This window comes from Haemophilus sp. SZY H56 (genome assembly GCF_054332415.1).
In genome coordinates, this window is the sequence record NZ_JBTGNX010000010.1 from 1 (window position 1) to 14,663 (window position 14,663).

At 39.0% G+C, this 14,663-nt stretch carries 11 protein-coding genes and 3 tRNA genes; 8 read left to right on the plus strand and 6 right to left on the minus strand.

The annotated features are described in order from the left end of the window. Positions 1 to 104: 104 nt before the first annotated feature. The 4 genes from ACXVWP_RS08080 to wecA form a co-directional block, all read right to left on the minus strand. Positions 105 to 181: transfer RNA gene (locus ACXVWP_RS08080), tRNA-Pro, on the minus strand. A gap of 23 nt (positions 182 to 204) precedes the next feature. Then, positions 205 to 280, minus strand: a tRNA-His gene (locus ACXVWP_RS08085). Positions 281 to 310: 30 nt separating this feature from the next. Then, positions 311 to 387: transfer RNA gene (locus tag ACXVWP_RS08090), tRNA-Arg, on the minus strand. A 181-nt stretch (positions 388 to 568) separates the two neighbouring features. Then, a complete protein-coding gene (wecA, locus tag ACXVWP_RS08095; protein ID WP_289902087.1) occupies positions 569 to 1,633 on the minus strand; it encodes a UDP-N-acetylglucosamine--undecaprenyl-phosphate N-acetylglucosaminephosphotransferase in 1,065 nt (354 codons plus the stop codon). A gap of 121 nt (positions 1,634 to 1,754) precedes the next feature. Here wecA and hemL point away from each other — a divergent pair, with 121 nt between their 5' ends. The 5 genes from hemL (at position 1,755) to torD (ending at position 7,705) form a co-directional block, all read left to right on the plus strand. After that, positions 1,755 to 3,038, plus strand: coding sequence for a glutamate-1-semialdehyde 2,1-aminomutase (gene hemL / locus ACXVWP_RS08100; protein ID WP_289902086.1), 1,284 nt, complete (start codon positions 1,755 to 1,757; stop codon positions 3,036 to 3,038). Between the two features lie 295 nt (positions 3,039 to 3,333). Beyond that, entirely contained in the window at positions 3,334 to 3,468 is a 135-nt protein-coding gene (locus tag ACXVWP_RS08105) for a hypothetical protein (RefSeq protein ID WP_049368002.1), read from the plus strand. 19 nt (positions 3,469 to 3,487) lie between these two features. Then, positions 3,488 to 4,663, plus strand: coding sequence for a pentaheme c-type cytochrome TorC (gene torC / locus ACXVWP_RS08110; protein ID WP_289902085.1), 1,176 nt, complete (start codon positions 3,488 to 3,490; stop codon positions 4,661 to 4,663). Positions 4,664 to 4,674: 11 nt separating this feature from the next. Continuing rightward, positions 4,675 to 7,134, plus strand: a complete 2,460-nt coding sequence (gene torA, locus ACXVWP_RS08115) for a trimethylamine-N-oxide reductase TorA (protein WP_297569179.1) — start codon at positions 4,675 to 4,677, stop codon at positions 7,132 to 7,134. Next, complete coding sequence (gene torD / locus ACXVWP_RS08120) at positions 7,127 to 7,705, plus strand: molecular chaperone TorD (RefSeq protein ID WP_289902083.1); 579 nt, start codon at positions 7,127 to 7,129, stop codon at positions 7,703 to 7,705. Before torA ends, torD begins: the two co-directional genes overlap by 8 nt. 45 nt (positions 7,706 to 7,750) lie before the next feature. Here the strand turns inward: torD and glnD are convergent, their stop codons facing one another. Continuing rightward, positions 7,751 to 10,336 (minus strand): bifunctional uridylyltransferase/uridylyl-removing protein GlnD, encoded by a 2,586-nt coding sequence (glnD, locus tag ACXVWP_RS08125; RefSeq protein ID WP_297569176.1) that lies wholly within the window; start codon positions 10,334 to 10,336, stop codon positions 7,751 to 7,753. Positions 10,337 to 10,397: 61 nt separating this feature from the next. Further along, complete coding sequence (gene map / locus ACXVWP_RS08130) at positions 10,398 to 11,201, minus strand: type I methionyl aminopeptidase (RefSeq protein WP_128787403.1); 804 nt, start codon at positions 11,199 to 11,201, stop codon at positions 10,398 to 10,400. Positions 11,202 to 11,326: 125 nt separating this feature from the next. Here map and erpA point away from each other — a divergent pair, with 125 nt between their 5' ends. The 3 genes from erpA to mrcB are packed head-to-tail and all read left to right on the plus strand — an operon-like array spanning position 11,327 to position 14,453. Beyond that, entirely contained in the window at positions 11,327 to 11,674 is a 348-nt protein-coding gene (erpA, locus tag ACXVWP_RS08135) for an iron-sulfur cluster insertion protein ErpA (protein WP_049357392.1), read from the plus strand. A gap of 1 nt (position 11,675) precedes the next feature. Continuing rightward, a complete protein-coding gene (locus ACXVWP_RS08140; protein WP_172622034.1) occupies positions 11,676 to 12,029 on the plus strand; it encodes a YacL family protein in 354 nt (117 codons plus the stop codon). A gap of 24 nt (positions 12,030 to 12,053) precedes the next feature. Continuing rightward, positions 12,054 to 14,453, plus strand: coding sequence for a penicillin-binding protein 1B (gene mrcB, locus ACXVWP_RS08145; RefSeq protein WP_458473351.1), 2,400 nt, complete (start codon positions 12,054 to 12,056; stop codon positions 14,451 to 14,453). Positions 14,454 to 14,663 lie beyond the last annotated feature (210 nt).

The following is a 14,663-nucleotide window of genomic DNA, read 5'->3' on the forward strand; positions in this document are numbered from 1 at the left end:
CACCTATTAAGACTTCAAAATTAAAAAATATTTTTAAAACAAGTCAATCAACAAGTGCCCACACAGATTGTCTGATACATTGTTAAAGAGCAAAAAAAATAAATTGGTCGGCGAGATAGGATTTGAACCTACGACCCACTGGTCCCAAACCAGTTGCGCTACCAAGCTGCGCTACTCGCCGTCAGATTTCTCAACCAAGAGAAATGGGGTGGCTAATGGGATTCGAACCCACGACAACTGGAATCACAATCCAGGGCTCTACCAACTGAGCTATAGCCACCATTGATTTGTTGTTCATCGCATTGACTTCTGGCGCGCTCGACAAGATTCGAACTTGCGACCTTTGGCTCCGGAGGCCAACGCTCTATCCAACTGAGCTACGAACGCGTTACTGCGTCGTTGCGGGGCGTATATTAATGATTTACAAATATCTTGTCTAGCACTTTTTTGAAAAAAAATATCAAAAGATAAATTTTTGTTCAATTTGTATAGAATTTATTATGCATTCGTTTATTTTTAATGCTAAAACGTAAAAAAGGATAGCAAATTGCTATCCTCTTTATTTCATTTATTGCTTGTTACGACGTGCGCGACGTTTCATTCTTCGTACCCAACGGGTGATTTTCCATGCTTTTGTAATTGAATAAGCATAAAGGAAGAATAATACAATAAACGCAATAAACATTGCCCATTCATTAATATAGAAGACTTCGCCTAAAATCCCGATTGTGGCACAAATGGCCGCAAAGAAAGTAATTAATAAAAAGGCTTGGCGAGAGGTTAATCCAGCACGAACCATTAAGTGGTGTACGTGTAAGCGATCCGGGCGGAATGGACTTTTTCCTTTGCGTAAACGGCGATAAATGATGGCCACCATATCAATTAAAGGAACAGCAATAATCCAAAGTGCGGTCACTGGATTCATCGGATGTCCTTTTCCTTGCGTACTTAAAAGTAGAATCCAAATAATCGTAAAGCCGATTAAAGTACTTCCTGCATCGCCCATGAACACTTTATATTTTGGTCCGAACGGAATCCCTAAGTTTAATAATAAGTAAGGCAGAATCGCGACAATTAAACCAAAACTCCAATATGCCATATCCATTTGTCCATCACGGAACATCAAGATACCAATAGCAGCAAATGAAACAATAGACAACCCACCTAGCAATCCATCAATACCATCAATCATATTAAAGGCGTTAATAATTGCGATCGTGGCAAATACGGTAATAATCAATCCGATAGAACCAAGCGTTAATTGGAACGGCCCGAGAATTTGGCCTAAATGATCTAAATAAACATTACCTAAATCGATCATTAAAATCGCAAGAACCGCTTGAATCCCTGCACGTAAGAAAGGGCTAATATCAAAGCGGTCATCTAAGATACCGATTGCGAGTAGAATAAAGATACTGAATATATAAAGATAAGGTAAACGAAGTTGATCCCACTCCATTAAATAATAGCAAAGGTTTCCCATAAAAAGAGAAACACCGCCAATCAGTGGGATCGCACCTTGGTGACGCTTACGATAATTTGGTTTATCAGCCAAGCCAATTTTATTCGCAATTGGTCGCATCACAATCAAGGTTAAAAATGCCCCTAAGAAAGTTACAATAAGACTTAGCATAGTTTTTATCCTAAAAATTTTTTTGCAAAGGATAACATAAAGAAAAATCAGCACACAAAGATTTTTCTCAAATTCAGTTTTTTAGTACAATATGCTTACTATTAATATAAGGATTCAAATCATGACAAAATCAACCGCACTTTTCTCTCGTGCACAAGAAGTTATTCCTGGTGGCGTAAACTCTCCTGTTCGTGCCTTTAAAGGCGTAGGTGGTACACCTGTATTCATTCAAAAAGCCAAAGGCGCTTATATTTACGATACTGAAGGCAAACAATATATCGATTATGTGGGTTCTTGGGGGCCTATGATTTTAGGTCACAACCACCCTGCTATTTTAGATGCTGTATTAAAAGCAGCGGAGAATGGTTTAAGCTTTGGTGCACCAACCCCCTCTGAAATTGATTTAGCGGAATTAGTCTGTGAAATTGTGCCATCTATTGAAATGGTTCGTATGGTAAGTTCAGGTACTGAAGCAACCATGACAGCAATCCGTCTTGCGCGTGGTTATACAAATAGAAGCAAAATCTTAAAATTTGAAGGTTGTTACCACGGCCATTCTGATTCACTTCTAGTAAAAGCAGGATCGGGGGCGTTAACACTTGGTCAACCAAGCTCACCAGGTGTGCCTGAAGATTTTGCAAAACATACATTAACAGCAGAATATAACAATCTTGATTCTGTTAAAAAATTATTTGAAGAATTTCCTAACGACATCGCTTGTGTGATTATTGAACCTGTCGCAGGCAACATGAACTGTATTCCACCAAAAGAAGGTTTCTTACAAGGCATTCGTGAAATTTGTGACCAATATGGTGCACTTTTCATTATTGATGAAGTCATGACGGGTTTCCGTGTTTCACTTGCAGGTGCACAAGCTTATTATGGAGTCACACCAGATCTCACTACATTAGGGAAAGTCATTGGCGGCGGTATGCCTGTTGGTGCAGTGGGTGGTAAAAAAGTGATTATGCAACACCTTGCACCGACCGGTCCGGTTTACCAAGCGGGTACCCTTTCTGGTAACCCGATTGCAATGGCGGCAGGTTTAGCCTGTTTAACTGAATTGAAAAAAGCAGGTAACGAGCAACACCTTGCAGAATTAACCACAAAACTTTGTGATGGCTTAAAAGCATTAGCTCAAAAACATAATGTGCCATTTGTGATTAATCATGTAGGCGGCATGTTTGGCATTTTCTTCACTGACCAAAAACAAGTTACCTCTTATGCAGAAGTCATGAAATGTGATACCGAAAAATTCAAAGTGTTCTTCCATAAAATGCTCGATCAAGGCGTTTATTTTGCGCCTTCTGCTTTTGAAGCGGGCTTTATGTCTTTAGCACATACAAATGAAGACATTGAAAAAACGCTTGCTGCCGCTGATATTGCATTTGCAGCAGTGGCTTAAAATATAAAAGTGCGGTTAATTTTCACCGTATTTTAGCCAAACTAATGAAGTGCTGATTTTTATAGAAAATCAGCATTTTTTATTTTCTCAACTATCCCTTCTCTGCTCTAAAAACACTTAAAGTATAAAAAAACGTCTTTTACCCAAAAGAAGGATGCAAATTCTATTTAATCAATAAAGTTTGATATAAATCACTTTTTTTTTCACTAGCGTATGATAATATTGCCCGCTAATTAAAAATAAGTATGTAAATATGAACATATAGGGGGGGGGGGGAGCGATGAATCAATCATCAATGAGAAGCGATATCTCAAAATTACTACTTTTATTATTTATTATTTTACCTTTAGGTATGGCAATGAGTGTGGGGTTATATGGCTTTATTGTCTGGTTCTTACAATTATATGTAATTGGTTTACCAACCGCTTAGTCAATATAAGGAGCCAAAAATGAAAAAACAAATAAAGTCATTTTTTCTGAAACCATCTAACCGAATTGGACTTGGTGTACTCGTTACGCTTGGTTTTATAGCAGGTGCAATTGCTTGGCAACAATTTAATAATGTCATGGATGCGACAAGCACAGAAGAGTTTTGTGTGAGTTGCCATTCAATGGAAACACCTCTTGAAGAACTTAAACAAACTGTACATTGGAGCAATAACAGTGGCGTACGTGCAACCTGCCCTGATTGTCACTTGCCACATGACAAAACCGCAAAATATGCACGTAAAATGCAAGCAAGCCGCGAAGTATTGGCAGAATTGAGCGGTAAATATAATGAAGAAGGCTCTTTTGAAGAACATCGCGCAGAAATGGCAGAACGCGAATGGGCGAGATTTGCTGCAAATGGCTCTAAAGAGTGTAAAAATTGCCATAGTTACGATCGCATGAACTTTGAAAAAATGTCTAAAGCGGCACAAAAAGCCATGAAACCAGCTGCAGAACGTAATCAAAGCTGTGTCGATTGTCATAAAGGTATCGCTCACCACTTACCAGCTAAAAAAGCAGATGCTGGCAACACATCTAAATTTGAAGCATTCGTAGTGAGTGATATTAAACCATCTCAACAATACTATGCGAAAGCCATTGTGCCATTATTTGCAGATGAATCGTTGACTCAAAATATCGGTCATCTCGAAACAGCCGCTCCAGTTAATGCAGTAAAATCCACCGATAAAGGTGATCTTGTTGAATTGGTGATGTGGCGTAAAGACAAAGGATTTGGACGCATTTGGTATAACCAATTTGGTAAAAATATTACTGATGCGGTATTAACAAAAGAATTTATGCAGTCTGAACCGCAATATACCGTCTTAGAAACCAAAGAAGATCCATTAACGGGCTTAACTTGGCAAAAAGTGAAATTACCGGTATGGATTGCAAAAAATCAATTAATTAGCGATGTAAATACCGTATGGGAAGCGGCAGAAAACGTTTATAAAACACAATGTAGTACTTGTCATAGACAGCCACATGTTGATCATTTTGATTCCAACACCTGGATTGGTCTATTTAAAGGAATGGTTGGTTTCACAAATATTGATGAAGCAACCAGTAAAGAAGTCCTACGTTATTTACAATTACATGCTTCAGATACCGCACCTAAGAAAGAAGAAGGAAAATAGGAGATATCATTATGTTACAAACACGTCGTCAATTTTTAAAAAATATATCTCTTATGGGTGCTGCGTGCGCAATGCCTAGTTGGTTAGTCGCAAAAACACCAACAGATGAAGATATTACTCAATGGAAAATTACTGGCTCTCACTGGGGGGCAATTCGTGCCAAAGTAGAAAACGGTCGAGTCGTTGATGTAAAACCTTTTGAGTTAGATAAATACCCAACAGAAATGATCAATGGTATCAAAGGGCTTATTTATAGCGAATCACGTATTCGCTACCCTATGGTACGTTTAGATTGGCTCAAAAATAAAGAAAAAAGCGACCGCACTTCTCGTGGCGATAACCGCTTTGTTCGTGTCACTTGGGATGAAGCCTTAGATCTCTTCTACGAAGAACTAGAACGCATTCAGCAAAATTATGGTCCTTGGGCATTACATACAGGTAACGTAGGTTGGCGTTCAACTGGACAATTCCATAGCTGCGGTAACCATATGATTCGTGCGATTGCGATGCACGGAAACAGTGTTAGCACAGCGGGCGATTATTCAACTGGTGCCGGTCAAGTGATTTTGCCTTATGTATTAGGTTCAACTGAGGTTTATTCTCAAGGTACTTCTTGGGAAATTATCTTAAAAGAAAGTCAAAACATCATTTTCTGGGCAAGCGATCCGGTTAAAAACTTACAAGTAGGTTGGAACTGTGAAACCCATGAGGCCTATGCTTACTTGGAAATGTTAAAAGAAAAAATCGCGAATAAGCAAATTAACGTGATTAGCGTTGACCCTGTTAAAACGAAAACACAACGTTATTTAAATTGTGAACAACAGTACATTAACCCACAAACTGATGTGCCGTTTATGCTGGCTATTGCGCATGAGCTTTACACCAAAGGGCTATACGATAAAAAATTTATTGATGTTTACACCGTTGGTTTTGAAAAATTTGTGCCGTACTTACTTGGTCAAACTGAAGATCACATTGAAAAAACACCAGAGTGGGCAGCAAATATTTGTGGCGTGGGTGCTGATCGCATTCGTGAGTTTGCCCACATGCTTGCAGGCAAACGTACTCAACTTATTTTTGGTTGGGCTATTCAACGTCAACAACATGGTGAACAACCTTATTGGTTAGGTGCTGTTTTAGCCGCGATGTTAGGTCAAATTGGCTTACCTGGTGGTGGAATTAGTTATGCTCACCATTATAGCTCTATTGGTATTCCAGAATCTGGTGCGGCTATGCCTGGTGCATTCCCATTAAACTTAGATGAGGATCAAACACCAAAATATAATAATACAGACTATAAAGGCTACAGTGCAGTTTTACCTTGCGCCCGTGTCACTGATTCGCTGTTATATCCAGGTGAAACCATTAACTACAATGGTAGCAAAGTGGTTTATGCACCTTATAAAATGGCTATCTTTACTGGTTGTAATCAGTGGCATAGACAGTCTGAACGCAATAAAATGAAAAAAGCCTTTTTAGCGTTAGAAACGATTGTGTCGATCAATTACAGTTGGACTGCAACTTGTCGATTCTCCGACATTGTATTACCAGCCTGTACGCCATTTGAGCGTAACGATATTGATGCCTACGGTTCTTATAGCAACCGTGGCATTATCGCAATGCAAAAATTAGTTGACCCACTGTATCAATCCAAACCAGATTTCGAGATTTTTAAAGAACTCTGCCGCCGTTTTGGCAAAGAAAAAGAATATTGTCGCAATATGGATGAAATGGAATGGGTTGAAAAATTATATGAAGATTGCCGAAAAGAAAACAAAGGCAAATTTGATATGCCTCCATTTGCAGAATTCTGGGAAAAAGGCTATGTCATGTTCCCAGAGGGTAAACCTTGGGTAAGACATGCTGATTTCCGTGATGATCCAGAACTGCATGCATTAGGTACCCCATCAGGTTTTATTGAAATTTACAGTAATAAAATTGCGAGTTTCGGTTATTCCGACTGTAAAGGGCATCCAATGTGGTTTGAAAAAGCCGAGCGTTCTCATGGTGGCCCTAATTCAGATAAATTTGCATTCTGGCTACAATCCGTTCACCCAGATAAACGTCTTCACTCACAACTTTGTGAGTCTAAAGAGCTTAGAGAAACCTACAGCATTCAAGGACGTGAGCCACTATTCATGAATCCACAAGATGCAGAAAAATTAGGGATTCAACATGGTGATCTTCTACGCGTATTTAATGACCGTGGACAAGCTATTGTTGGTGCGCATATCTCTGATAACTTCCCAAGTGGCGTTGTACGTTTACAAGAAGGGGCATGGTACTCTCCAGAAGGTGCTGAAATCGGTGCAATTGATACCTATGGTGACCCAAATACCATGACATTAGATATCGGTAGCTCGATGCTTGCTCAAGCTGTATCTGCTAATACTTGTTTAGTCAATGTCGAAAAATACCAAGGCGTTGCACCAAAACCAAATGGCTTTAGCGGAGCAATAGAAGATGCTTAATTTAGATAATCAAGAACGAGCATTTATTTATCAATGGATGGGCTCTTTGTTAAGCAAAGAGCTTACCCAAGAGCAACTTTCTTATTATCAAAATGGGCATTTCGACAGCTTATTTGAGCTTTTAGGAGAAATGGGCTTTTCACAGCAAGTTGATGCATTGCGTAATGCACTAAAATCATTGCAATACGATCAACTTGAACTTGCTGCAGATTTTACTCATTGCTTCTTGTTAGAAGGAAGCTTAAGTGCAATTCCTTATATGTCAGCTTATTTACAAGATGAAGAACTTTCAAAAGCACTCTCACTTGTAGATGGTTATATGCAACACTACAAGCTCAAAGTGAATAAAGCGCAGAATGAACCAAGTGATCATATTGGAGTGCTATTGAGTATTTTTATAAAGCTCATTGAAGATCAAAATAACGAGAAACAAAAAGAATTTGCACAAATTGTTTTACTTAGTTGGATGGATTTATTTCAACAACAAAGTCAGAAAGTAAAATTGAAAAGCCAATTCTACCCTTCTCTTATTGAATTATTCGTATTGTTTCTTAAAAAAGATATTCAATAAATAGCAAAAGTGCGGTTAAATTTAACCGCACTTTTTTATTTCATATTATAAGCATTCATAGAGAACGTTTTCTAATAATCCTCTTTCCTCTTCGGTTAATGCTGTGCCTTTCTCATTTGTTAAAATAAAAAAGTCTTCTGCCTTTTCTCCTACTGTCGTGATTTTTGCATTACAAATATTAAGTTTTAATTCGGTAAAAATTTGAGTAATTTGAGCCAATAAACCGGGTTTATCTAAAGCCACTACTTCTAATTCGGTATGCTCTTTTTTAGTTTCTTTCAAAAAACGTACATCTGTTTTTACGGTGAAGTGTTGCAACTGTCGATTATTTGCAAAAGACATTGACGGCAATTTTTCGCCTAATAAAACAGAGGTTAATACCGTCTCTAATTCTCGGCGACGTTCTGAACGAACCAACTCACCATTTAATTCTGTGATGATAAAGCTGTCGAATACGTAGCCATCATCGGATGTCAAAATTTGCGCATCATGAATACTGAATTTTTTCGCACCAATGGTTGAGGCCACTTTATTAAACAAATTAGCTTGATCGGGACAATAAACGAAAATTTCAGTCCCACCGCTAGAAAAACAATTACTGATTTTAACGAGTACTTCACCATCAAATTCAGCTAATAACTCGGTATGCCACGCAATTTGTTTTGGACTATTTCGTAAGAAATAATCAGATGGGCAATGTTGCCACAACGCTGAAATTTTCTCTTCCGATAATTCTGGTTGTTCTTCGGATAAAATTGCCAACGCCAATTGACGATTTTCAAGGATTTTTTCTTCATTATCTAATAACAAATCCATCCCTTGGCGGAATTGTTGAGCCGTATAATCATACAACGAAGCAAACAAAGAACGTTTCCAACTATTCCATAAAGTCGAATTTGTCGCACAAATATCCGCAACAGTCAGGCAAGTAAGATAATCTAAACGAACACGATTTTGCACATTTTCCGCAAAGTTCATCACGACTTCCGGATCATGAATATCTCGACGCTGTGCGGTAATTGACATGAGCAAATGCTCTTTTACCAACCAGATCATTGTTTCAATTTCTCGACGATCAAAACCATGCAAACGAGCAAAGTCAGCGATATCTTCAGCCCCTAACTCCGCATGATCCCCCCCTCGCCCTTTCGCTATATCATGGAAAAGTGCGGCAACATAGAGCAAAGTGCGGTCAGGAATTTGAGTAAATATTTGATGGCAAATAGGATGTGATTCTGCCTCATCTTCGGCTAAAAAACTTTCCAATTTCAACATCACTCGCAAGGTATGCTCATCCACCGTGTAAATATGGAAGAGATCAAATTGCATCAAGCCTTCAATCCCCTGCCATTGTGGCAAATAAGCCGTTAACACACCATATTGGTGCATTGGGAGGAATGCTCGCTGAATCGCTTTTGGTTGATTAAATAACCGAATAAACTTCTCTCTTGCTTCAGGAATATCACATAATTTCTGTGTCAAACTTTCCAACGCAATCTGTAATTGGCGTAATGTTGAAGAATGAATTTCGGCTTGTTCATGCTGCGTAAGATAGAAAAAAAGATCCAAAATACGATCCAGTGAACGTAAAAACACGTCTTCCTTACGTAAACGCAAACTTTGATTCACTATTTCAAAACCGTCATCCAAATGGTGAACTGATTCCTCTCCGTTTGAAGATAAAAAATGCGCTTTATAATGCTTAATTAGAATATCGGTCAAACGAGAAATCGTGCGTAAAGCTTGGAAAAAACGTTTCATCATTTTTTCGACACCACGATTTCCCTCGCCTTCAAAACCAAGCTTCTCGCTCACTTTAATTTGACGATCAAACAGCAGTCGGTTGTCATAACGTTTTAAAATCAAGTGTAAAGCGAACCGCACTTTGAATAAAAATTCTTGGCTTTCTAATAATTGTTGGTATTCTGATGGGTAAATAAAGCCGCTTTCCAAAATGCCATCAAGGGTCATTTCTCCGGTATGACGTAAGGCGATCCAATATAAAAGGTGAAGATCCCGCAAGCCACCAGGACTGTATTTTAAATCAGGTTCTAAATTGTAACTGGTGTTGTGATAACGCTGATAACGTTCAATTTGCTCTTGAACTTTAGCATCAAAGAATGGTTTTACCGCCCAAAAATCTGGCTTTTTCAATATTTCACCTAACGCATTGAAAAGCGATACATCTCCCGATAAATAACGGGACTCAAGCAAATTGGTTGCAATGGTAATGTCTTGTTTACCTTCCTTTTCACATTCTTCCAAAGAACGAACACTATGCCCTACGTCGAATCCACAATCCCACAAGAACTGCACAAACTGAGCAATTTTTTCTTCTGTTTCAGACTCTCTTTCTTCTTTTGAGAGAATAAGAACATCTAGGTCAGATAAAGGAAAGATTTCTTGTCTGCCATAACCTCCTACTGCAATTAAGGTGAGATGAGCTTTATCTAATTCAAATTGCTGCCAAAGCTGTTTTAACAAATCATCATAAAACTGTGTTCGGTTAGCGATCAGATTAAAAATGGAATAATCAGCAAAATGCTGACGTTCAAATTCCTTCAAATTTTCACGCTGGATTTTGACCGCACTTGGCGTGAGTGGAGAATCGAAATGATAAGGAAAAAGCATAGGTATTCCACAAACAAAACAATTATAAAAAAAGCCCACTATCGTAGGCTTTTAGCTGAATTTAAAGATTATTCATTATACGTTGAATTCGGCCTTCCGCAATTTCTTCATCGCGAATTGTCATCACTTCACAACCATTTTCGGTCACCACAATTTGGTGTTCATATTGCGCTGAATGGCTACGGTCTTTGGTTTTTACCGTCCAACCATCGCCCATTAAACGCACTTCTTTTTTACCCGCATTGATCATTGGTTCAATGGTAAATACCATACCTGGTTTTAAAATCACACCACCATCGTCAGCATAATAGTGCAACACTTGTGGTTCGCAGTGGAATTCAGTTCCCACACCGTGGCCGCAATACTCACGCACCACGCTAAAACCTTGGCTTTCCGTATATTTTTGTACCGCTTTACCAATTTCATTTAAACGAATACCAGGCTTAACCGTACGTAATCCCACATAAAGCGCTTCTTGTGCCGCTTCAACCAATTTTTGGCTACGAATATTGGTTTCTCCCACGACATACATTTTAGAGTTATCACCGAAATAACCATCTTTTATTACGGTCACATCAATATTGACAATATCGCCCTGTTTTAATTTTTTATCGTCGCTTGGAATACCATGGCAAACTACTTCATTTATAGAAATACAGGTTGCTTTCGGGAAACCATGATAATTTAAGCAAGCAGGAATCACTTTTTGTACATTCACCATGTAATCATGACAAATGCGATCTAATTCACCTGTGGTCACCCCTTCTTTGACATAAGGTTCGATCATGACCAAAACATCGGACGCTAATTTACACGCTTCACGCAACTTAACAATTTCTTCTTCCGTTCTTAATGGAATGCCCATTATTTCTCCTTATTTAATTCTGATTTATTCGCATATAATAGCACTAATTCCGTGAAAAATCTTGAATGAATTAACAGGTTATTAGATAATACAAGGATTATTTTTAGGAAAGTGGGGATAGAGATATGTCAGATTTAGATATGGCCGTGCCGCTAACTTTTACTGATGCGGCAGCCAATAAAGTAAAAAGTTTAATTAGCGAAGAAGAAAACAACGAATTAAAATTACGCGTGTACATCACCGGTGGTGGCTGTAGTGGTTTCCAATATGGTTTTACCTTTGATGATAAAGTTAATGAAGGTGACTTAACTATTGAAAAATCCGGTGTGCAATTAGTGATTGACCCAATGAGTTTACAATACTTAATTGGCGGTACTGTGGATTACACTGAAGGCTTAGAAGGTTCTCGTTTTGTGGTGAACAATCCTAATGCAACCAGCACCTGTGGTTGCGGTTCGTCATTCAGCATTTAATATGGATTTTCAATTTACCTATTATCTAGGCAATGTGCACGCCAAATGTTCAATGGAACACATTGCGCTAGCCAATTGGTTTAATTCAGAAGTGCGGTCAAATCCTCAAGCGTTTTTGACCGCACTTTCTGCCTGTGAGCAGATTAAAAATAATGATGAAGTCACGTTAATTGGTTCAGAATACACCCTTTTTATCAATACCGATGAAGTGATGATTCGCGCCAATAACCTTGCGATTGAAACAGATGAAATTTTAGAAGACGACTTCCATTATTATGATGAAGAAAGCATCGCCTTCTGCGGTACAACAGACTTCATCCACTTTCTTAATGCCTATTTTGAATTTATTGCTTAACCTCATTCTCTGAAGCTAACTATTATGTCGGAAACGGAAAACACCTCTCCTGAACAACAAGAAACACAAGCGCCAGATAAGCGACGTTCTTGTAAAATCTTTTTAGCTAAAGCAGCCTTTACTTTAGGGACGCTTGCTGTATTTTATGGTGGCTATTTAGACTGGCAAATTCGCTCAAAAATGGATGGCCAAATTTGGCGTTTACCGGCAGAAGTGTATAGTCGTTTAGAAAGCGTAAAACTTTCTGATAACCTTTCTTTTGACGAAGTGATTCAAATCTTACTCGATAACGAATACCGTCAAACCACAATGATTGCAGCACCGGGAGATTTTAAGCTCGAAGAGGATACCATCGTGTTACTTCGTCGTGCGTTCCCTTATCCTGACAAACCAGAGCCACAACGTGTATTACGTTTACGTTTTACCGATAACAAACTTTCTCGTATTGAAGACTTGGTCAACGTAAAAGCCGTTGATGAATTCCGTCTTGCGCCTAAATTAATTGCCATGTTGGAATCAGATAATGAAGATCGTTTGGCGATCCCATTACAACAATACCCTCGCTTACTCATCGATGCCTTATTACTCACAGAGGATCGCCGCTTTTATGAGCATAACGGGATTAATCCAGTGGGTATTGTGCGAGCGATGATTGCCAATATTAAAGCTGGTCAAACGGTTCAAGGCGGCAGTACACTCACTCAGCAATTAGTTAAAAACCTATTTTTATCCAGAGAACGTTCCCTGACACGTAAAGCCAATGAAGCCTTAATGTCATTGGTGTTAGATTGGCGATATGATAAAAACCGTATCTTAGAAACCTATCTGAACGAGATTTACCTTGGTCAAAATGGTGATATTCAAATTCACGGTTTTGCGTTGGCGAGCCAATTCTATTTTGGTCGCTCCATCCGTGAAATTAGCCTTGACCAAATTGCCCTTTTAGTCGGCATGGTGAAAGGTCCATCCCTTTATAATCCATGGCGAAATCCACAATATGCACTCGATCGCCGAAATGTGGTGTTAAAACTGATGCTTGATCACCAAATGATTGGGGATGAGTTGTATGAGATGTTGAGTAAACGTCCATTAGGCGTGCAAGCTAAAGGTCAAATTTCTCGTAAATACCCTGCTTTCATTCAAACATTGCAAGCCGATCTTCGCCGTCAATTAGGGGAAAATAAAACCTCTGCGCTACTTGGTGCGCGTATTTTCTCCACTATGGATTTAAAACAACAGGAACAAGCTGAAAATGCTGTGGTGAATACGGTCAATCATTTACAACTACAAACCAAAAATCCACACCTTGAAGGTGCCATGATTGTGGCGGATTATCACCTGGGTGAAGTACGTGCTGTCGTAGGTGGATTACAAACAAAATATGCCGGATTTAACCGTGCGTTAATGTCAAAACGTCAAATTGGTTCTTTGGTAAAACCATCCATTTATTTGACCGCACTGATGAATCCGGAACAATTTCGTTTAAATACGCCAATTCAAAACCAGCCAATCACGATTTATGTTAAAGGTAGCCAACCTTGGCAACCTCGTAACTACGATCGCAAATACAGCGGTTCGGTGATGTTGATGGATGCCCTTGCTCGCTCGATGAATATTCCAACGGTAAATATTGGGATGAAAGTCGGTTTAAGCAAAGTGATCAATACGCAAAAAGCCATGGGCTGGGATAATGTAGCGATTCCAAAAGTACCTGCAACCTTGCTTGGTTCTTATAGTATTTCACCTTATGATGTGACCAAACTCTATCAAACCATTGCAAATCAAGGTGGCAAAATTGAGTTAAGTACCATTCAAAGCATTGCTGATCGCCAAGGGAATATTATTTACGAACACAATACGGTGCCGGATCAAGTGGTACCGAGAGAAGCGGCTTATCAAACCTTGTATGCGATGCAACAAACCGTAGAACGTGGTACCGCGCGTAGCTTACAAAATGATTACGCGGATCTTCGTCTTGCAGGTAAAACAGGCACCACCAATGATGCCCGTGATACGTGGTTTGTCGGTATTGATGGTAAAAATGTCAGCACCATTTGGCTAGGTCGTGATGATAACGGTGAAACCAAATTGACGGGAGCCTCAGGTGCATTACAAATCTATAAAGATTATTTAAACCGTGTCGTTATTGAAAAACTAAAACTCGGACAACCTTCTACGATTAAATGGGTTGGCATTAATGCTTACGGCAGTTGGAGTTGTGGTAGCAGTCGGACAATCCCTGTGTGGATAAATAAAGATCAAAACTTCTGTGCGTCTGCGCCAACGACGAGTACGGCAACTGCTACAGCGGCGCAGACTACACAATCGCCACAACCTGAACAACCAGAATCACCAAAACAAGAAAGTGTATGGGATGTGTTAGATAATAAAGCGCCTGTTGAAGAAGCCGCACCCACTCAATAAACTCGCTTATTTTTGACCGCACTTTGATATCGCCATAAAGCGCCTAACAAAGGCGCTTTATTCTTTTAAGCATACAACCGTCCTCTAAACATTTCTGACTCTTGTGAATTTTTTGATCTTCATCACAAAAATAGGAATTATTCATTGTCATTTTACTGATATCAAAGTATAATTATTAATAGGAATTAATTTCATTTGAGGTAAATAGGC